Annotated in this window: 22 protein-coding genes and 4 pseudogenes; 21 read left to right on the top strand and 5 right to left on the bottom strand. The window is 39.4% G+C overall.

The genetic code is table 11. The features are described from left to right. The first annotated feature begins 51 nt into the window (after positions 1-51). From EHS13_RS24150 to EHS13_RS24125, 6 genes are all read left to right on the top strand, one after another. Complete coding sequence (locus tag EHS13_RS24150) at positions 52-507, top strand: pentapeptide repeat-containing protein (protein WP_155702840.1); 456 nt, start codon at positions 52-54, stop codon at positions 505-507. Between the two features lie 124 nt (positions 508-631). Next, on the top strand, positions 632-949 hold the full coding sequence (locus EHS13_RS24145; protein WP_155702839.1) for a hypothetical protein: 318 nt from the start codon (positions 632-634) through the stop codon (positions 947-949). A 104-nt stretch (positions 950-1,053) separates the two neighbouring features. Beyond that, entirely contained in the window at positions 1,054-1,488 is a 435-nt protein-coding gene (locus EHS13_RS24140; RefSeq protein WP_155702838.1) for a hypothetical protein, read from the top strand. A 176-nt stretch (positions 1,489-1,664) separates the two neighbouring features. After that, a complete protein-coding gene (locus EHS13_RS24135) occupies positions 1,665-2,081 on the top strand; it encodes an HIT family protein (protein ID WP_155702837.1) in 417 nt (138 codons plus the stop codon). A gap of 210 nt (positions 2,082-2,291) precedes the next feature. Continuing rightward, entirely contained in the window at positions 2,292-3,056 is a 765-nt protein-coding gene (locus tag EHS13_RS24130; protein ID WP_227013506.1) for a phosphorylase family protein, read from the top strand. Between the two features lie 124 nt (positions 3,057-3,180). Then, positions 3,181-3,675, top strand: a complete 495-nt coding sequence (locus EHS13_RS24125; protein WP_155702835.1) for a DinB family protein — start codon at positions 3,181-3,183, stop codon at positions 3,673-3,675. Positions 3,676-3,953: 278 nt separating this feature from the next. Here EHS13_RS24125 and EHS13_RS24120 read toward each other — a convergent pair whose 3' ends face one another. Further along, positions 3,954-4,259: a hypothetical protein gene (locus EHS13_RS24120; protein ID WP_155702834.1), complete on the bottom strand. Its 306-nt coding sequence runs from the start codon at positions 4,257-4,259 to the stop codon at positions 3,954-3,956. 313 nt (positions 4,260-4,572) lie between these two features. Here EHS13_RS24120 and EHS13_RS24115 point away from each other — a divergent pair, with 313 nt between their 5' ends. Both EHS13_RS24115 and EHS13_RS24110 read left to right on the top strand, forming a co-directional pair. Continuing rightward, positions 4,573-5,169, top strand: a complete 597-nt coding sequence (locus tag EHS13_RS24115) for a dihydrofolate reductase family protein (protein WP_155702833.1) — start codon at positions 4,573-4,575, stop codon at positions 5,167-5,169. A gap of 534 nt (positions 5,170-5,703) precedes the next feature. Continuing rightward, the gene (locus EHS13_RS24110; RefSeq protein ID WP_155702832.1) at positions 5,704-5,862 is read left to right on the top strand and encodes a hypothetical protein; all 159 of its coding nucleotides are present in this window, start codon (positions 5,704-5,706) and stop codon (positions 5,860-5,862) included. A gap of 17 nt (positions 5,863-5,879) precedes the next feature. Here the strand turns inward: EHS13_RS24110 and EHS13_RS24105 are convergent, their stop codons facing one another. Beyond that, the gene (locus tag EHS13_RS24105; protein ID WP_155702831.1) at positions 5,880-6,194 is read right to left on the bottom strand and encodes an ArsR/SmtB family transcription factor; all 315 of its coding nucleotides are present in this window, start codon (positions 6,192-6,194) and stop codon (positions 5,880-5,882) included. A gap of 141 nt (positions 6,195-6,335) precedes the next feature. On the opposite strand from EHS13_RS24105, the gene EHS13_RS24100 reads away from it, so the two are divergent. From EHS13_RS24100 to EHS13_RS24090, 4 genes and pseudogenes are all read left to right on the top strand, one after another. Next, complete coding sequence (locus EHS13_RS24100) at positions 6,336-6,704, top strand: nuclear transport factor 2 family protein (protein ID WP_155702830.1); 369 nt, start codon at positions 6,336-6,338, stop codon at positions 6,702-6,704. A gap of 309 nt (positions 6,705-7,013) precedes the next feature. Further along, positions 7,014-7,244 (top strand): annotated as a pseudogene (locus EHS13_RS37605) (transposase); the annotation flags it as partial. Between the two features lie 4 nt (positions 7,245-7,248). Continuing rightward, positions 7,249-7,524, top strand: coding sequence for a transposase (locus tag EHS13_RS37600; protein ID WP_405083593.1), 276 nt, complete (start codon positions 7,249-7,251; stop codon positions 7,522-7,524). A gap of 379 nt (positions 7,525-7,903) precedes the next feature. Continuing rightward, positions 7,904-8,374 carry an NUDIX domain-containing protein gene (locus EHS13_RS24090; RefSeq protein WP_227013505.1) on the top strand — a complete coding sequence of 157 codons (471 nt, stop codon included), beginning with the start codon at positions 7,904-7,906 and terminating at the stop codon, positions 8,372-8,374. Here the strand turns inward: EHS13_RS24090 and EHS13_RS24085 are convergent. Next, a pseudogene (locus EHS13_RS24085) lies at positions 8,374-8,720 on the bottom strand (IS110 family transposase); the annotation flags it as partial. The gene EHS13_RS24090 and the pseudogene EHS13_RS24085 sit on opposite strands and share 1 nt — an antisense overlap. A gap of 250 nt (positions 8,721-8,970) precedes the next feature. Between EHS13_RS24085 and EHS13_RS24080 the strand changes: the two are divergent. After that, positions 8,971-10,770: a hypothetical protein gene (locus EHS13_RS24080; RefSeq protein WP_155702828.1), complete on the top strand. Its 1,800-nt coding sequence runs from the start codon at positions 8,971-8,973 to the stop codon at positions 10,768-10,770. Between the two features lie 222 nt (positions 10,771-10,992). On the opposite strand, the pseudogene EHS13_RS24075 reads toward EHS13_RS24080, so the two are convergent. Beyond that, a pseudogene (locus EHS13_RS24075) lies at positions 10,993-11,388 on the bottom strand (IS66 family transposase); the annotation flags it as partial. A 136-nt stretch (positions 11,389-11,524) separates the two neighbouring features. On the opposite strand from EHS13_RS24075, the gene EHS13_RS24070 reads away from it, so the two are divergent. From EHS13_RS24070 to EHS13_RS24045, 6 genes and pseudogenes are all read left to right on the top strand, one after another. Next, positions 11,525-11,827 carry a Ger(x)C family spore germination protein gene (locus EHS13_RS24070; RefSeq protein WP_155702827.1) on the top strand — a complete coding sequence of 101 codons (303 nt, stop codon included), beginning with the start codon at positions 11,525-11,527 and terminating at the stop codon, positions 11,825-11,827. Between the two features lie 6 nt (positions 11,828-11,833). Beyond that, positions 11,834-12,637: a Ger(x)C family spore germination protein gene (locus EHS13_RS24065; RefSeq protein ID WP_452446431.1), complete on the top strand. Its 804-nt coding sequence runs from the start codon at positions 11,834-11,836 to the stop codon at positions 12,635-12,637. Positions 12,638-12,654: 17 nt separating this feature from the next. Then, positions 12,655-12,918, top strand: coding sequence for a GerAB/ArcD/ProY family transporter (locus tag EHS13_RS37595; RefSeq protein WP_405083592.1), 264 nt, complete (start codon positions 12,655-12,657; stop codon positions 12,916-12,918). After that, complete coding sequence (locus EHS13_RS24055) at positions 12,915-13,775, top strand: GerAB/ArcD/ProY family transporter (RefSeq protein ID WP_155702824.1); 861 nt, start codon at positions 12,915-12,917, stop codon at positions 13,773-13,775. Before EHS13_RS37595 ends, EHS13_RS24055 begins: the two co-directional genes overlap by 4 nt. A 1,150-nt stretch (positions 13,776-14,925) precedes the next feature. After that, positions 14,926-15,501, top strand: a pseudogene (locus tag EHS13_RS36905) (hydrolase); the annotation flags it as partial. Positions 15,502-15,942: 441 nt separating this feature from the next. Then, the gene (locus EHS13_RS24045; RefSeq protein WP_155705494.1) at positions 15,943-16,593 is read left to right on the top strand and encodes a hydrolase; all 651 of its coding nucleotides are present in this window, start codon (positions 15,943-15,945) and stop codon (positions 16,591-16,593) included. Positions 16,594-16,731: 138 nt separating this feature from the next. Here EHS13_RS24045 and EHS13_RS24040 read toward each other — a convergent pair whose 3' ends face one another. Continuing rightward, positions 16,732-17,214, bottom strand: coding sequence for a hypothetical protein (locus EHS13_RS24040; RefSeq protein WP_155702823.1), 483 nt, complete (start codon positions 17,212-17,214; stop codon positions 16,732-16,734). Between EHS13_RS24040 and EHS13_RS24035 the strand changes: the two genes are divergently transcribed. Both EHS13_RS24035 and EHS13_RS24030 read left to right on the top strand, forming a co-directional pair. Further along, entirely contained in the window at positions 17,204-17,515 is a 312-nt protein-coding gene (locus tag EHS13_RS24035; protein ID WP_227013504.1) for a c-type cytochrome, read from the top strand. The two genes, EHS13_RS24040 and EHS13_RS24035, sit on opposite strands and share 11 nt — an antisense overlap. 537 nt (positions 17,516-18,052) lie before the next feature. Beyond that, complete coding sequence (locus EHS13_RS24030; RefSeq protein WP_227013503.1) at positions 18,053-20,014, top strand: glycoside hydrolase family 30 protein; 1,962 nt, start codon at positions 18,053-18,055, stop codon at positions 20,012-20,014. The last annotated feature ends 9 nt before the right edge of the window (positions 20,015-20,023 follow it).

The raw sequence follows: 20,023 nt of genomic DNA, 5'->3' as shown, positions 1-20,023 counted from the left end.
ATGGGTAAATGTTGAAATCATTAATAATAAAATTATGAAAGGGTGTATTCGGTGCCACTTACAGAAAAGAAAATAATGGATTCGAAAAATGGGTTGGAGTTACAAGATTTAAGAAACGAAAGTATTCATATGGTTTGTTTTAAAGAATCTGATTTTCACGGTATCGATATGCGAAATACATCATTTGCTCATACGAACTTTGTGAATTCAAAGTGGGAACATATTTATTTTTCAAATATACATATTAATATGATCCAGATGGGAGGAACTATTTTTGAGAATATTGTTCGCCCTAATGCCGATAAGAGCCAGTTGTCCGAAGAGCCTGGAACCGAGGGTTGGATTAATATTGAGCCAGTTGTATTTAAAAACAGTGATTTAAGTACTGCCATTTTTGATGCATGCAATCTTTCAAAAGTCGAACTTAGGAATTGTAATGTTGATGGTTTAAGCATTGATGGAATATTATTAAAAGATTTATTAGATTTTTATAAGGGTAAGGGTTAAATAAACGTTTAGTTTTTAGTTACTCAGCTAACGAATACGAGAGTTGAGAAAGTTATTCCGTTCATTGAAGTAACTGGCAGTTTTGTTCATTAAAGAGTGTAATAATTTGACATAGGTGATGCGTATGAAAAGCATTGAAGCAAATTCAAAAATTCTAAGGGTTATTAGTGAATCTGGTCAAGACATTACTGTGAACTTTGATGAGTGTAATGAGAATTGGATTGCATATAACAAGAGAAATCATAATTGGACAGGGGAAGAGTACCTCCAATTTAAGAATCAAAGTAAGTGTATTGGGCAAAGGGATGTTTGTGCGAAGCCACCTTATTTCGAGTTTTTCACTAAACCCTTTACCAAAGTGGAACTAAAGAATAAGAAAGAATTTTTAGAGTTACAAAAATTAGTTCAAAATGCTGGTTGGAGTACGTTCGATATGAGCTAGCCAACGGGGTAGTTCCTTTTTTGTTTATTGAAGTAACTGGCAGGATACTTCAAGAATGCTATCGAACTATACGGTAACACCAAAAACGCAAAGAGAGGGAATGTATGGAGGGATTAAATGAAATAAAGAGCCTTGAGAACATGCAGGTATCATTTTTAAGACTCGCTGGCAATTCATTAATTATTTATTTAAATTGTCAACCAGGCGAGAAGGATTCTGGTGCCAGCGTGTGGTTAGAACCAACATGGCATTTTAGAAACGCTAAAGAGGTCATAACAGGCTCAAGGCAGGCTCAGACCGAGGATACAATGGAGCATGAAGCTATCTCGCACAAATTGGGAAGTATGGCTTTGAAAAGGATTCGCTGTGTAACTATCGAGTCAGGAAGCAATGATATAACAATCGAGTTGGATGATGGTTTATCTATAAAAACATTTGTTTCTGATCCCACCGATGAGGAATCATGGAATGTTAAATATCATGAGCGAAAAATTAAGATTATAGGCAATCCTATGAAGATAACCAAACATAGTTATTGAACTCTATACTCAATCAATCAACTAACGGTTGACTATAGCACAACACTCAACAGGCAGGAGAGTTTAACAGAGTAGTCGAATAAACATTCATAACAACACCAAAGGCTGCCAACTCGAACGATTTGCAACGCGTGATTTGATGGAGCTGGCTAAGCTAAAAACGGAGTGAAGCGTATATGGAATGCTTGGGATGTAGGATTGCAAATGGAATTGAACCTAATCTGAATATCATTTATGAGAACGAACTTATTACATGTGTACTTGATATTGCTCCGTTTAATGAAGGTCATATTCTTATTCTTCCTAAAAAGCATTATTGGGATGTTGATGAAATCGACCAAGAGACTGCTTATAGCATCATGGATACCTCTAAAATGCTTTCAACTGTCTTAAAACGCTTGTTTAAACCCGATGGTATTAGAGTTTGTCAAGATGGTGGGAAATTCAATGATTTGACGCATTACCACATGCATCTCATTCCAAGATATGAAGGCGATGGTTTTTCCTGGAGTGAACCGTTACATCCACATGGTGCTGAAAAACGGTTGCCACAAACTAAGGAAAAAATCATTAAGGTTTTAAATGAATCCTGACTGAAAATTAATTAAAAGAATATAAGCTATAGACCACGATTCAGTTCACCCTTCCGACTTTCTACAAAGAGGTTATTCAACTAATGAGTACTATAACATAACTATCACCTGAACGAGGCTGCCGGCATAAAACGGCAGCCTCGTTGAGCTAAAGGGTAGTTATGCTGAATTACAGAGATGTATTATTTAAGCTAACACGGAATAAATGGGGTGTATATTTTGAAATTATATGGAGACTTTACAAAGCAAGATTGGCTTAAAGCAATTGGTATTGAAGATAAAGATGTCCCCAAAAGCTTTATTCTTCATGGTGAATGGAATCACGATGAAAACTTATCAATTTGGAAACAAATTCTTGCAACGGATACTGTGTTACCAAAATGGAATACAGTGATTGGAAAGTATAATAACATTCAACTTGGATTTGCAAATGTTTTTGGTAGCCCTATTGCCGCAACGATGACTCATCAATTTGCATCGGTAGGTACAGATGTCTTTATTCAAACAGGTTACTTCGGAGGACTATCTCATATAGTTAAATACGGAGATATATTGATTGTTACTGCAGCAGAGATGAAAGATGGTGTATCACATTGGTACTTACCAAATCAAGATAGAATTAAATCCGATGAACACTTGGTAAACGCCGCTATCGAGTATTGTAAAAAGATGAAATATAATTATGTGATTGGTTCAGTCGTGTCTACAAGTGCAATGTTAATTGAAACAAGTGAACTCATCATGGAGTGGGCAGAAAATCAGCACGTAGGCGTTGACATGGAAACGGCTACAACTCTGTCCATCGCAAAAAAATTCGGCAAAAGAGCAATCTCCTTGTTAAATTTGTCAGACCATTTAATACAAGGAGATACTCTTTATTCGTACACTACGGAGAGAGAAGTAATTGAATCGGAAACCGACGTAAAAATCAGAGATGTAGCCTTACATTTAAGTGAATTAAAAATTTCACCCTAAACTAACGAATACGATAACGTAATTCGGTTGCTTAAGCAGCCTTTTGATCCCTCGTTAATGGGTATGATAGCTTATCGGGAGTGCAAACAATTGGTTGCAGTACGTTATAACTTTGGAGGTGGAAATGCTGACTAGTGTGAAGGAAGTACTACTTGATCAATTAGCCGCTTGTCATGATGATGAAAGTTGGTTTAAACCATCTAAAACGATTTTAAATGATGTATCTGTAAATGATGCAGTCTGGAAAGCAGAAAACTATCCGCATTCCATCTGTGAGATTGCACATCATCTCATTTTCTGGAATGAAATGTGGCTAAATCGGTTTATTAATGATGATTTGTATGAAAAAAGTAATACAACTAACGATGAAACTTTTGAATTGGATCACCGGAAGCAGAATGAAGCAAGTTGGAATGAGACCATTCGGAGGTTAAGTAATGGATTTGTACACTGGCGAGAAGTTATTACGAACTGTGATGATTCTAAACTGGAAAAAAGAATTCCGTCCTACTTCAATGCTCAGTGGTGGGGTGTGATATCAAATTTGTGTATCCATAATGCATACCATATTGGGCAGATGATGTTATTGAAAAAGCAAGTTCAGAAATATCGATCGTAACGGGCAGTTTTGCCTAATAATGAATCTCACGACTTGAAAAAATAATCCCCCTTGCGAAATGCAGGGGGATATTGGTTATTGATTCTTATTTGGTTTAAATATAAAGGATTGTTTCCATGTTCTCGCTACTTTCTTACCTTGAACGATCATGTTTTGGTCTTCCTCTGATTCCCAGTATACAACAACTTCAAGTTCATCTGCTTTAACGGAAATGGGGAGGTTTTTATGAATCGTCAATTCTTTTCCGTTTTGCCAGCTAGGAGTAAGTGTGTGTAAAGCTAATTTAACTTTGTTTGCGAATTAGGCTCACTTCTATAAGCTTCAACTCTTACATTGTATGCTTTTTCTTCCTTTTTCTTAATGGTTAAGCTGTACACGTCAGCAACATTTGGTATTGGTTTTGCCATGTTTGGTCTATCTAAAATGGGTTCTCCAAGCGTCACAGACCATAGTTCTGATGTTTCCGAAGTTGGAACGTGAAACAATTGATTATTATCTGTTGCATAGACATTGACACTTCCCATTGTCATTCCCATAAGCAAAGCACAGCCCAGTAACAACGAACATATAATTTTTCGATACATCTTATACCTCCGAAAAGAATTTTATCTTCCTTAGGTAAGGTTTTACAAATTTCAATAAATTATCCAACAATATTCAAATGTAATAAAATGGCGTTTACTGAACTAACGTGTACGATAGCGAAGAGCTTGCTACTCAATATGTGCCGAGCAGCGACAAAATCTGCTTAATAACCGTTGAATCTTGCGATCAGATTTCGTCTAAATAAAAGAGGAAAAAAACTATAATCGGAGTGAGGTCATTCAAAATGGAAACAAGTAATCAAAAAACAAGAGTAACCGTTCAGGCCAATTCAGCTGTTGGAGGAACACAATCATGAGAAAAATTATTGTACTTGAACATGTTTCCCTTGATGGTGTCATACAAGCCCCAGGCGGGCCAGATGAAGATAACAGCGGCGGCTTCGCGTATGGCGGGTGGGAAGCGCCATATTCCGACGAGATCCTTGGAACGCTCCTGAGCAAGCAGATGAATATGCCCTTCGACCTGTTGTTAGGGCGTAAAACCTATGAAATTTGGGCACCGTACTGGCCGCAGCATGCTGACGTATGGCCGGGGGCCATCAAGGCGACCAAGTACGTGGCCTCGAATACCATGACATCTGGTGAGTGGCAGCCGTCCGTGTTTTTATGTGGAGATATTGCGGAAAAAATCACCCAAATCAAGCAACAGCAAGGACCGGATTTGCATGTATGGGGAAGTGGTGATCTCATTCAAACGCTTATGAAGCGTGATTTGATTGATGTGTTCTGGCTGATGATATATCCTATAACATTGGGCAGTGGAAAGCGGTTGTTTGCTGGAGGCACGATCCCGGCGGCATTCAAGGTAATGGAAAGCAAAGTTACCCCAAATGGCGTTATTGTTGTGAATTACGAGCGCGCAGGTGCAATTACAATCGGAAGTTTATGAATATTTGTGTAGTACAGGAAAGGAACCAACTCCGACGTCCATGTCTTAGCTGATTGTTCATGAATCTTCAAGGTGAAGTATTAAATAATCCATTTTTAACAAAACCTGCTGCTTAACTAAAGTATACGATAGTTAAACACAAAGGGTTTCACATATAAGTCATGGATAATATGTAGAACCCTTTATTTTATTTGATTTTTTAAGTTTAGGTCTTGATAATATTCAATAGAGATCTTTACTGGCAAATAAAGATCTTTACTGGAAAATCGGTCAAACCGGTGTAGCAATTATAGCTGGAATAACTGTGAATCGCTTCTAAAGTTTGCACAAAGCCTATAAAGTCTACCCAAGAACCGACCGAATCCCAGGTATCCAATCCGGATTCCGCTCGGCTCTTTTTATTTCTATCCACTCAGGCAGCCCCTCCGACAGCACCGACAATCCCTTGACCTATCAGGCTTTTCCCCGATCATCTTCTCATTTTTTCGGCACTTGTCATTCGAATAGGATCACCAGTGTTTTGGAGCAGTAGTAATGGGGATAACCAGAGCAGGCTTAATAACGGGTATGGATGATACGGGTACGCTTGGACTGGACAATACGACGACACGTGGTCAATCTGTGATTATAATTGAAAGGGTATTTTCTGTTAAGAATGGAACCAAACTAGAAGTAATAAACACGCGCAATTAATTACAATACACTAAGTTTTAAATTCGCACTTCCTCTGTTTGCAGGATTAATTGAAGCAGACCAGGAAAATATTCGTTCAAGCCATCCCAACGAATTGAATAAAAGTGTTGTTTTCCATCAATACGTAATTGAAGGACCCCGGCTTCCCTTAATAATTTTACATGATGTGATAAAGTAGATTTTGAAATTGTATCCCCTTGAAAAGCAGAGCAGTTTTTTTCTCCAGTTTGGGCTAAACAAAATACAATTTTCAAACGATATGGGTCACTTAAAGCTTTTAGTATAGTTGTTAAATTCATTTCAGAAGCCTCGGGTTGATTTAATTTTCTCATGCTTATAAGTCTATCATTTACTACTATACAATTCAATGTTCGAATTTTTTCGAACTAACATTGCATATTGCTTTTGTTTATGATAAATTTATTTCAGTTCGAAATTATTCGAACTATAAAACACTAAGAAGGAGCATATATATGCAAATACTAGATGATTACTTCCGCTTATTCGATGATTCACGTTCTGATCATAAGGCAAAGGAACAACTATTAGATTTATTTACACCTGATGCAGAAATTGTTCTGAATGGATTTAAAAAAGTCGGATTTGAAGGCTTTATTAACGCATATTATGAAAATAACATTGACGTTAAACATATGTGGGAGAAATGGGAACTAAAAGAAAACGGTACTTATGAAACAAATTGGGCTGTTTGTGGGAAAAGCAAGGATGGTAACGTTTATGCTAAAACAGGAATAGATATAGCTGAATTAAATGATGATGGGAAAATTATATATTTAGAAAATGTTCAAGCTGACAAAAATGCTTTTAAAAAGTATGAATAGAGAGAAATAAATAAGACGAAAATACACGGTGAGCTGGAATAAATACGCAACGATATTGCAATCTATATTAGATATACAAAGCCGAGTGCATTATTAAAACAGCAGCAGCCCCAAGGGGTTGTTGCTGTTTTAATTAAATCCATATATGCGCCATAAAAACCGCCTTACTCGAGTCTGTAAAATAAAATGTGTAAACTCTCAAATCTGTTAAAATGAAAGTAACAGAAAGGTTGGGGAGCACACATGGGATTATTGACAAAAGAACAGCTTCGACAATTTATTAAAGAGAACAAGCTAGTGTCGGCAATGGATGCACAGAATGCACTGAAAGAGCTTTTTGCAGAAACCATTCAGGAAATGTTAGTGGCTGAAATGGATACCCAACTTGGCTATAGCAAGCATGAAACAAAAGATAAGCTTACAACCAATAGTCGCAACGGAAAAAGTAAGAAGACGATCAGAAGTGAGTATGGTGAGCAAGAGATTGAAGTCCCTCGCGATCGGCAAGGTGAGTTTGATCCGGTTGTCGTAAAAAAGCACCAATATCCTGATCATCTGTGTAGACAATTTAAACGGGATCACGCAGGCGATTGAAGCCTGTTATCCCCAAACAGAAGTCCAAAAATGCATCGTTCATCAGATTCGAAACTCGATTCGTTTTGTATCCTACAAAGACCTCAAGCAGGTAACGACGGACTTAAAACCAATCTACAAAGCAGCGAATGAAGCTGCAGCCTTAGTAGAGTTGGACTTATTTGAGAAGACCTGGGGCGACAAGTATCCGCATATCGTTAAATCCTGGCGACGGACGAAGCCTTGATTAAAATGCTCTATCTGGCTACGATGGATGTTATGCGCAAGTGGACAGGACGCGTTCAAAATTGGAGTCAAATGCTACTTCAGTTCTCCATTTTCTTTCCAGAACGAGTTGGGCATTATGTAAAATGAAATTTTTCTCCCCTCGGGGAGAAGTCTTATTAAAAGAGTTTACACAAAAGATTTGACAGACCCGATCTAACTGTAACGGACCTTTTTAAAAATATTTGGAGTAAAAAATAAGGTTTTTATTTAACTAACGGATAACTATAACGTAGGAGTTTTCTATGCAGCAACTCCTCTTTTCAATTGAAGTAACGGGCAGGATAGTTCAGCTATAAATGGAATTAATATTAAATTTCGTAATTAATGGAGTGAAAAAAATGGGTTCAAATTTTCATCATTTGGCAAGGGGTATTATTATCAATAATGATAAGATTTTGCTGGCTCATGCAATAGGTCATAAAAATACTTTTTTTCCTGGAGGTCATATTGAATTTGGTGAAAGTGCGCCAGAAGCATTAAAACGGGAAATAGAAGAAGAAATTGGTTTGTCTTGTTACATAGAAGGATACTTAGGCTTGGTGGAGCATAAGTGGGAAAAAGATAAGGAATTACATTGTGAAATTAACCAAGCTTTCAAAGTGAAAGTACCTGAAATGGATGTGTTAAAATCTCCGACATCTCGTGAGTCTCATATAGAATTTTATTGGGTGTCTGTAAATGAACTTAAAAAACACAATTTACAACCCTATCCTTTCCAAAAACTTATTCCAAAGTTTGTTAGTGGTGACGAATCAGTATGGTGGGAAAGTACGTTAAACTACGAATTAGATGAAGATAATATTGGATGATCTAACACGGAATGAAGCTGTAATTTGATCTGTGCGTATATTCCCGAAATACTTTTTTGCAGTCTTGTTAGATTGCGAAGGTTTAAGAGTTGGATCCCCATTTTTTTGTAAGGCTCCAGTTCTTCTTTATAATAAAGTTCACATAAATGATAGGCATCAATAGCATCGGTTTTAACTTTCCGTAAGCTCGAACTTTTGCTCGGTGAGAGATAAATGGATTGACTATAATATATACATATTGATTTTCCTCCAAAAATTGAACAATACGATAAGGCTTACACTTATCCAAAAATGTCTGAATCTGACTTTCACCTTTAACTACATCCAGACCAATGACTGGATTTATACGATTCTCACTCCTTAATAAAATAGTTGTCGATATCTACCCCGACTACCGTAATAATAAGACCAAATGAAAAAGGGTACAGTTTAGATATCTGGCTAACCTTATATTACGAACGGGCAGTGTAGTTGAGGGTGGAGAATAGCGATCTCGTTACAGACTCATTATTTGCCCACCAGTCCGCAACCTTTTACGGCAATGCAAGGTCTAATTAGAGGAATGGTTTTCCATTACTTATTGACTGAGGTGCACAATGCCAAAAGCATACTTTAGTTACCTTCGATTTCTAATATCTGTGCTAGCCACTCTTTGTCTACTTACGGGCTGTGACAAGGATTTAAACGAGGACGCTTCAATTTTAAAAGTCGGCGATTCCGTTTCGCTCGCCACTTCAACCCCTTCTCCGAAGAAAGACGAGACTCTGCGAGAGTTAACCGGCATGCTTTCCGAAGTGACGATCTTTCAACCGAATGTTCAAACCTCTTACGGCATTGCCTATTATCAAGACATTCATTCTTTAAAGCAGACACGTACATACGCATTTTTAGAGGATCATGTGCAAGTGATCGTCCAAGTGCCACGCAAGCAATCAAAACGTTACGAGGAATTGAAGTCGGCTATTCGAGTGAGTGGAGACGCTGCTGTCGCACGCGAAATGAAGGACGAATTTCCCTCAGCGGATTGGATGCGTGAATATATCGACCTGCGGATCAAAGGAGATATCGTCACACTTATGCTTGGTGACCTTCCTCCGATCAAGCTAGTCCGCTCGGACCGGTCATTGACGTATCGTGCGGATACGGATCAGCTTACTTTACCGTACTTCAGATTGAAAAATCCAATCATCGGAGGATCAGAATTGTTGCTTCTCAGCCAAGGGGAGAAGGAGGTTGTATTCGGTTTTTCGGAGCCCGTTGATATCGCCAACAGCAACATCTCCATTTATGGCCTTGAGAATCCCGTACAAGCCTTATGGAAAGGAAACCGTGAGCTTCACGTTCCGCTTCAGTCTGACTTGAACGTTTTGCTTCAGGTGGGAATGGATCAAATCTTTTCCGAACAAGGAACCTACATCGACCGTACCCAAACTCCAAACTCCATGCTGAAAATCGTTCCCGATCGCAAGTGGCGTTCGTTCCCGGATGGTCGCGAAATCGGGTTCTCGGTGCGAGACCGCTTCTACGACTTTATATTGCCTTCGGTCGACCCGTCGCAATATATCGGCCTCATTGATCTTTACGCCGCTATCAACGAAGGGGCAGCAATTCAGTATGCTTTCGTACTTGAGCGAAAAGATCTAGATCCGGTTATCATTACGGAATCGAATGACGATCGTGGGATGTCCGGATTTTGGGTGAATAGGCACATTTTTCTGTATTGGGATCGGCTGCATGTCTATCTTTATCATACAGATTCGTTGCAGAAGGAGACTCTCTTTGAAACCGCCACCGAAGAGACACAGATCCAAGAAGTTGCATACGACAAAGCTGATCATAAGCTTCGCATCGTTACCTCATACACGGCTACCGGTACAGAAACCTATAAATTGGATAGCTGGGAATCGACGAACCTGTCCGCACCAGTCTTGACAGGTTACCCCTATCGGAAGGAAGTCCCTTACTTAGGAATCAATATGCTGCGCGTTCAATCAAAAGGCATTCTCTACTCAGACTGGAAAGACGATCAGATATTTACCGTTTTCGAGGACCACCGCGGACACCGCTACGAAGTGCTAGGCGAGCTGTTTATGGTAAGTGGGGATAACGTAATACTGAAACAATCGGAAGTCCCAGGCTCTTTAAGCGGAATATCCTATACCCGTTGGAACATTGGCAAGCCGACGCAAAATCCCCGTGCCATCGCAAAAGCACCGGGCAACGTGCACCAGTTCGGTTCAATATTGCTTGCTGCCCGTTATTCGGAGTCCCTAGACGTTCTGAAAGATTATTTCGAGTACGATTTTAACCGCAATACATGGCACAAGATCACCATCCCAGGTGATCATCCGTATGTTCTCTATCAAGACCGGAATGCTATTTACCGTTCAGAATAGTGTTTGATCACTGATGACTATACGAAAACGTTTGCTAGTTAAACTCATAAAGCTGCGGGTCAAAGCGATCGTCTGCTTTTATTGTAGTAAACCAGTAACATGTGGGATTAGGCGATGCTCGTAAAACTGCCCGTTATCGGAAAGAAGGGTTATTACTCTTCAACAAGGTATTGATGTAAGCGTAAAACAGCCCCCACCTTGCACAAGTACAAAGGACGGGGACTAAGTGGTTTTCTTATTGAATACACGACAGGTCAGAGGCAAAGTCTGTGACCAGGGCAATAGCATATCTAAAGCTTTCGTGTCTTTTGGGTCTTCTAAATTGGGGAGTTTCTCAAATAGATAAGTCAGGTAGATCATTGGATTTAATCCATTCTCTTTAGCCGTTTCGATCATACTATAGATCATGGCACTTGCCTTTGCACCGCGAGGCGTATTGCTGAACATCCAGTTTTTTCGACCGATGACAAAGGGCTTAATCGAGCGTTCGCTTCGGTTGTTATCGATCTCTAAGCGACCGTCATTCATGAAAGTCTCGAGCTTCTCCCATTGGTTTTGGCAATAAATAATTGCCTCCCCGAGTTTACTCTTGGGTAAAACGCGAGATCTTTGTATCCTTTTAGACCAAAGGATCTTAGAGACATTATTATCCGATTTCCCTATCAATTAATGAATAAGAGGATAGGATATTTGCGCCCGTTATCTCAAATCCGATACCGACCAAAACCAATTCAACCCTCTAAGAAGGAATGGGGTGAAGATTAAAATTACAATGATGCTTAAAAAAGTACTAAGTTTTCTTAAAACATCATTTATCCTAGCCATTACTTTCTCATTGTCCGCATGTGAGGATACGAAAATTGTCAACAAAGTAATGTTGGTTCAAACCTTAGGGTATGATGTTGATGGCAAAAATATTAGAGGCAGCACGCTTATGGGGGATTACACTAAGAAAAATGTAATCGGTGCCACCTTTCTAGAAATCAAAACTAATTCTGTATATGATGTATTCAATAAATTGAACAGTAAAACCAAAAGTCCCATTGAATATGGATAGTTAGGCATTATTGTCTTTGGTAAGAATTATGCACGGCAAGGAATTGGTCAGCTCATGGATACACTATGTCGTGAGACGAGAATCTCCACTCACATGCAATTGGCAGTAGCTAACGACAGCGCTTCGGAACTGCTTCTTGCCGCTAAAGAATTAAAGGATGCCTACTTGCTGTCCGACATGATTGAGCAAAATATGGCCAATGGGAATATCCCAAAACTTGATTTGCAGCGTACACTATTTAGTTTCTATGCAAAGGGACGCGACGTGATCTTGCCCCATCTGGCAAAGGAAGGATCTGAACTCATGGTGGACTGGCTCGCCTTATTTAAAAATGAAAACTACATGTTTCATCTGGATTTGAACGATTCCCTTCTTCTCAAGCTAATGTTGGAGAATGCGAAAAACGGGAATTTCTCGGTACCAGCTTTAATCGAAGAAGATAAAAATGTGCTAACTCCGTTTAACATCATCAAATCAAAGGTTCGGTTTCAATTAATAAGAAGCTATCCTCAACCATCTGTGGAGATTCATATTTCAATTTTAGTAAAAATTAAAGACATTCCTCAGCATGCCGAATACCTTACATCTTCCCTAATTCCACAAATCAAAGAAAAAACCGCTGCCCATCTTGAACATGACATTCAAATGTTGCTTTCCCGTTTTCATGATAAGGACATGGACCCAGTTGGTCTTCAGGAATTTGTCATGCATCAAACCCGTACAAAGTTATCGGAAGGATTTCCGGTTGAAGCTAGGGTCCATGTTAAGATTGATCTTGTTCAGATCGGTTATAGAGAGAGTAAATATTAGGTAAGGACGTGACACCGATGCAAGGCGAGGTTTCAAAACGATATCAACTCTCACCGTTTCTATTCTTTTTTCTGTTGTACATATCCGTCGTCGATGTAGGTCTTCTGTGGTTCCAAAGGAATCTACTAAATCATGCAGGAGTGGACTCATGGATATCTGTTGGTTTAACGGGGATAAGTCTTCATTTAATTGTATGGATGATCTATAAGATTTTATACGCCGCAGGCAACGAGAAAGCAGACTTAGTCACCATAAATAGGCTCTCTGCCTTGGTCCGATAGTTGGGAAAATCTTTGATTTCATCGTTCATCTATATTTCCTTCTTGGGGCAATGATCATGTTTAGAAGCTATCTAAGTGTCGTGCAAGTATGGCTTTTCCCTGTCTTACCGATATGGCCTGTTAGCCTTATTTTAGTAATCCTTATCTACTATACCGTAATAGGCGGTCTTCGTTCCGTATGTGGATTGAGTTTTTGGGGGGTGTGGGCATCTATTCTTTGTACACTTCCGTTGCTATTCATGTTTTATTCTTACTTACATCCTTTGTACTTAGCTCCGGTATGGAGCCACTCTGTTGGGGAGATACTGTTATCCTCCAAAAGCATGGTTCTGCAGTATTTGGGAATTGAATCGATATTCGTGGTGTATCCATTTCTTCATACGCCTGCTAAATCGCAGAAATGGGCGCATTTCGCCTTGCTTACAGGCACATTCGTGTATGTAGTTATCACGCTAATAACTTTCATGTTCTTCAGTGAAGGCCAGCTAAAGGAGCTTATTTTCCCAACTCTCCACATCTTTCAAGTGTTTCAAATCCCTTTCTTTCAACGCATTGAATACTTGGTTATCTCTATTTTTTTAATCTCAGTTGCAGCAAATATCACATTCGGTTTGTGGATGGCTTGCAGGATGGTGAAAAGAAGCTTAAACATCAAACAGCATCTTAGTCTGCTGATTTACCTCCTGATCTTTTTTATAAGTTCCATTCTCATCAAAGATTACGATCGTTTACTATCATTTATTCAAATTTACGCGACAGCCGGTTTTTATTTTCTTTACCTTTATGTGCCCATTCTTTACTTCTGGATACAATTACGAAAAAAGTCATTGAAATCGAATGGGGCATTAAAGCCATGAACATGTGCCGAAACGCCACTCAATTTGGATGTTGGATGACAAATAAATTTTGAAGTGCAAGAAGACAGCAAATACAAGGGTTTGCTTTTTTCTTTAAAAATCAATTATTAGTCTGAATTATAAAGTATTAGACTCAATTCTTCATTAACGGGCAGCATAGTTGAACCGCCGTTGCACTAAAAAGGTTATTGATGTAAATGGAGAATATTTCCTGTTAGAGAATCGAGGTTATCTCATGCAAGTGGACGTAGTTAATTCAAATTGAGAGGAACGTGATTTACTATAAAACGAAACAAAGATTACCCGTTCGCCGATCGTAAGCCGCATTGGAAACTCACCACAATTACATTTGCGCTTACAAATAAACTTGAATGACAAACTGTTTTCGCAGCTGTCTTTCTTCCGTATCTCGTTTAGTGGGATACGCATGTAAGATTATTCGCAGGAAGGAAACACTGGGCAACTATTGGGTGTTCAACTTGGAATTGGTTCTTATGAAGACAATGTCACGATATATACAAAGGTTTAAGACTAATGCTCTGTAAAATGGATTTATATTGACATCATTAAAAAGATTGAGTATATTTATCTTGTTTTAAAGATTATTTAATTAAAGATATTAACGGGGGGGTGAGGAAATACGATGATTCTGTAACGGAATTTTGTGAAGTTGGATTGTTGGTTCCTACAATAAAATTCTGTTGCTATAGATTGCCAGTAAATGTCTGGTCGCAAGTGGAAGTATAACTTACTAAAGACAGTGATTTTAAGTTGGTTATAAAAAGTTGTAAAAAAGAAGTATTTATTTTTTTGTATAATATCTTTAATTAAAGAAAATGAAATTAAAACTAATATGCCAAAAATGCTCTTAAATAGTGATATTTAATAATATTGAAAAAAAGTGGCGGATTATAACATGTGGTTTTAATTCATCAACACAATAAAGGAGCTAATCATCATGAGAGAACGATTCACATTCCGTATATTTATGACTCTAGCACTTCTTACTACCGTAGTTGCATCGACAACTGTAGGTTCAATGTTAGTTGCAAGGGCTGATAATCCAGTTCCAAGTGAAACTAAATCTGCTATTAATGCAAAGGCTGTTCCATCACCAAAGTTGCTTACACCGACGAATCATACTTTACTTATGATAGATCACCAATCACAAATGGCTTTTGCCACAGCATCCATCCCCATTACAGAATTACGAAATAATGTAGCAGGACTTGCTAAGTCTGCTAAGGCTTTCAAGGTTCCAACCGTTTTGACAACAGTAGCCGCCAAGACGTTTAGTGGACCGATTTTCCCGGAGATTCAAGCGGTATTCCCTGACCAAACACCCATTGATCGTACAACGATGAATGCATGGGAGGATCAAAGGGTTGTTGATAAAGTGAACAGCTATGGTAATAAAAAGCTAGTGGTTTCTGGTCTTTGGACTGAGGTTTGTGACCTATCGGCAGTGCTATCTGCAATCGACCAAGGATATGAAGTTTACATTGTAACAGACACATCAGGCGGTGTATCGAAGGAAGCTCATGACATGGCTATTCAGCGTATGGTTCAAGCTGGTGCAACACCTATCACTTGGATGGCGTACTTGCTAGAGCTACAAAGAGATTGGGCTCGTGGAGAAACTTATGCAGCTACAACTACTATTGCTAAAGAGAACGGTGGCGCATACGGTTTGGGAGTCATCTACTCACAAGAAATGTTTAGCGGCCATGAAGGCACGACAACTAAACCAACAGTAATAAGCACTATTGATAGTCGTAAAGAAGAAAAGAACAAAGTTACAACGTGGGACAAAAATGCAAGTATTAAAGTTATTCAACAAAAAAATTGGGATATTTATATTGCAAAGGGAGTTTGGGATTCACCAGAACAAATCCAGCTTCACAAAGATGCAGAAAACGCACGAAAAGCGTTAAATGTTTCCCATTAATTCACAAAATACTATTTCTGAAATGACAAATTTAAAAGAGGTAGGTTATTTATATAACTTACCCACATAAAAGGGAGCTAATTCATCATGAGAAAATTATTCACAACACGCGTATTTACAACAGTAGCACTTCTTACTACCGTAGTTGCATCGACAACTGTAGGTTCTATGTTAGTCGCAAAGGCGGATACTCCGGCTCCAATAGAAACTAAAACTGCAATGCATGCGAAGGCTGTTCCTTCACCAAGATTGCTTACACCGACAAATCATACTTTACTTATGATAGATCACCAATCACAAATGGCTTTTGCCACAGCATCCATCCCCATTACAGAATTACGAAATAATGTAGCAGGACTTGCTAAGTCTGCTAAAGCTTTCAAGGTTCCAACCGTTTTGACAACAGTAGCCGCTAAGACGTTTAGTGGACCGATTTTCCCGGAGATTCAAGCGGTATTCCCTGACCAAACACCCATTGATCGTACAACGATGAATGCATGGGAGGATCAAAGGGTTGTTGATAAAGTGAACAGCTATGGTAATAAAAAGCTAGTGGTTTCTGGTCTTTGGACTGAGGTTTGTGACCTATCGGCAGTGCTATCTGCAATCGACCAAGGATATGAAGTTTACATTGTAACAGACACATCAGGCGGTGTATCGAAGGAAGCTCATGACATGGCTATTCAGCGTATGGTTCAAGCTGGTGCAACACCTATCACTTGGATGGCGTACTTGCTAGAGCTACAAAGAGATTGGGCTCGTGGAGAAACTTATGCAGCTACAACTACTATTGCTAAAGAGAACGGTGGCGCATACGGTTTGGGAGTCATCTACTCACAAGAAATGTTTAGCGGCCATGAAGGGAAATAGTCTTAGGAGTTCATATCTTTAATAATCATGTGCTGTTATGTATAAAAAAATCACGAAGCATTGTTGCTTCGTGATTTTTAATAATTATTCGGAGGTCAATTGTAAGAAAATTAAACGTTGAATGTTTTGAAATTAATATCAAATTTCAACAAGAAAGGGAGTTATTATTCTGTTTAAAAATGTGCTTTTCCCACTAATTTTAATCGTCATTTGCCTATCCATATCCGCTTGCGGGAACAAGGTTAATCCAGCAGGAGTAACCCCAATAACCAGTCTCTCTGTCCATGCAACATCGTATGCTAGCCAGAGCGCGAGCCCAAGTCCAGATATAACAACTATCACACCCTCAGTTAGCCCAAGTCCAAAGCCAAGTCCTACAACAAGTACAGAGGTGCCAGCAACAACGAAACCAAGCCCAATTGCTAGTACAGCGCCATCGGCTCCCACGAATGCGAATAGTCCTAGCCCAGCTGTTACAGCTAGCTCGAGCCCAAGTCCAGATATAACAACTATCACACCCTCAGTTAGCCCAAGTCCAAAGCCAAGTCCTACAACAAGGACAGAAGTGCCAGCAACAACGAAACCAAGCCCAATTGCTAGTACAGCGCCATTGGCTCCCACGAATTCGAATAGTCCTAGCCCAGCTGTTACAGCTAGCTCGAGTCCTAAGCCAGTCGAGGATCAAACTGCAGCTCCGCTTGATGCTGCCATCATCTTCAAACAAACTTGTACCAGCTGTCACGGTGTAGATTTGGAAGGAAGGATGATAGGGCCTAATTTGCAAAAAGTAGGTGCTCGATTGACTGAAGATAAAATCATTCACCAAATTACAAATGGAGGCGAAAGAATGCCCAGCTTTAAAGACAAGCTGAATGAACAAGAAATCAAAGCGTTAGTCGCTTGGTTAGCTGACAAAAAATAAACTATGAGATTTAATGAAAGAGGCTATCCTGAACTACTTTGGGATAGACTTTTATAAAAAGTCAGATTTAAATTATAGTATGGTTTGGAGGGCACATTTTCATTGCGGTTATGACCACTAATGTTGACATAGGAGAAATAATATTATTACTAATTAGCACCTCTATAAATAAACGAGAATCTGATTGAAAAAAGCTATGGAGCTGAAAATATAAGGTGAGGTCTGAGTGCAAACACATAAAGACGGTTGAGCAGGTAAACCGTTTTTGTGTGTTCCTTATTGGCATGCAAAAATAATGAAATCTTACGTCAAAATAATGAATCGAACTGTCGATTTAAAGTTGGTATATTGAATTTAGAAAGAGAAAGAAAGGAGATCATCTTTTTGAAAGGGCTTTCATTTCTCTGGAAATAGCAAATGCTGGAAGAGGGAGAGGGGGCTTAGAAATAAACCGTATGAAACATTATGTATACAAAAGGGTTTAAAACACCAAATAAAAAACGAGGAACAGGTGAAAAGATGTTTAAATCTAAAAGTATGAAAAAAATGGTATTATGCTTAGCAGCGACTGCGTTAGTATTTTCAAGTCTAACCAGTGTGACAAAAACTTCCTATGCTGCGGACGGTATCGTAACGATAAGTTGGAATTCTGAAAATCAAGAAATTGACGGATTCGGTGTTTCGGGAGCCTTTCACCAAGCTTATCAATTACAGCAAAGTAACTCGACTGTTCAGAATCAAGTGCTGGATTTATTGTTTTCTACATCCAATGGCGCCGGATTTAGCATTGTAAGGAACGACGTTGGCGATAGCGGCATCTGGAATGACGTTGCGAGTTGGCCGCACACCTCCATTGAACCGACACAAGGAAATTATAATACCGACGTTCTGAATGACGACCAACTGTGGTTCATGAATCAGGCCAAAAGCCGAGGGACTAGTAGGTTCTTCAGTACGGTTTGGAGCCCTCCGGGATGGATGAAGACGAATGGTACGGTGGAGCATGGGGGAAGCTTAAGGACGGATATGTATCAGGCTTATGCTGATTATCTTGCAAAATATATTAACGATTATAAGTCCAAATTTGGAATCGATCTCTATGCCATATCCATTGCTAACGAACCAAACAATAATACTTACTATTCGTCAACCGATTGGTCTGGCACCCAATTCCGGGATTTCATTAGCAACAATTTAATTCCGACATTTGATAGCAATAATATACGTTCGAAAGTCATTGTCGGAGAAATGGCTGAATGGACTGAAAGTCTCACTACGGATTCATTGAATGACGGCACTGCGAGTTCGAGAGTGGATATAACAGGGACACATGCCTACGATGCCGGTACCGGAATCTTGCCTGTTACGCAAAGTAAAAACAAAAAGACTTGGCAGACCGAAGTTTCAAATATGGGACCTAATGATAACACCCTAAATGACCAGTTGTATTGGGCGAAATTAATTAACAGCCATATGCTTAGCAATACAAGCGCGTGGCTTTATTGGTGGGGAGTTACCGTTAAAAATGGTGACGGGGAAGCGTTGATTAACAGATTAAATCCGATTAATAATACGTATACTGTTGCCAAGAGATTATATGCCATTGCCAACTTTAGCCGATTTATTAGACCTGGATTCGTAAGAATAACGGCTGATACAAATCCAACACCCGATGTATATTTGACGGCATACAAGAACAAGAGCGACGGGAAATTTGTAGTCGTTGCCATTAATGATAGTACTTCCAATAAAAGTATTGATTTTTCGCTTAACGGGTTTACGGCATCCTCAGTGACACCATATCGAACTTCATCGACCGAAAACTTAGCTCAATTATCCAATGTGAGCGTCACTAATGGCACTACGCTGAGCACAACACTAAATTCAAAAAGCATCACGACATTTGTGGGAACCGCGACGTCTACTGGCAATAGTGGCTTGCAATTGTACTATGACGATTTTGAGAGTGGCGCCATTGGCCAAAATGCAGCAGGCTGGTCGACGGACGGCGGCACGTGGCAGGTTTTTCAACCGCCTGGCAACACGAAGGAGTATCAGAAGACAAGCGCCGGAGACAATACCTCGATTACAGGTTCAACTTGGTCGAATTATTATGTGCAAGGATATATAAAGCTTGTGAATGACACGTTGGGAGGCGTTGCTTTACTGGGTAGGGTTCAGGATAATAGCCACTATTATCAACTAGAATTAAAAAGGGACACTGCAGGTAAAAGGAAATGGTGGATTTGGAGGAATAACGGCGGAAGTTGGATGCAGATCGCATCAGGCTATTATCCTTATGCTTCAAATACTTATTATTTGACTAGACTTGATATGAATGGGAGTAAATTGTCAGCCTCGATATCAACTGATTTTGGCAATTCCTTTGTGACCCTCGGTTCTGGGCAGGATACGCTGTATTCATCCGGCAAGATTGGCGTAAGGTCGTGGGGTACAGGGGGCTCCTTCGACGCTATCAAGGCTGTAAGGGATAATTAAATCGTCAAT

The organism is Paenibacillus psychroresistens (genome assembly GCF_009728935.1).
Classification (GTDB): domain Bacteria; phylum Bacillota; class Bacilli; order Paenibacillales; family NBRC-103111; genus Paenibacillus_AC; species Paenibacillus_AC psychroresistens.
Note: the sequence above shows the minus strand (reverse complement) of the source record. Positions and strands in the feature narration are given on the sequence as shown.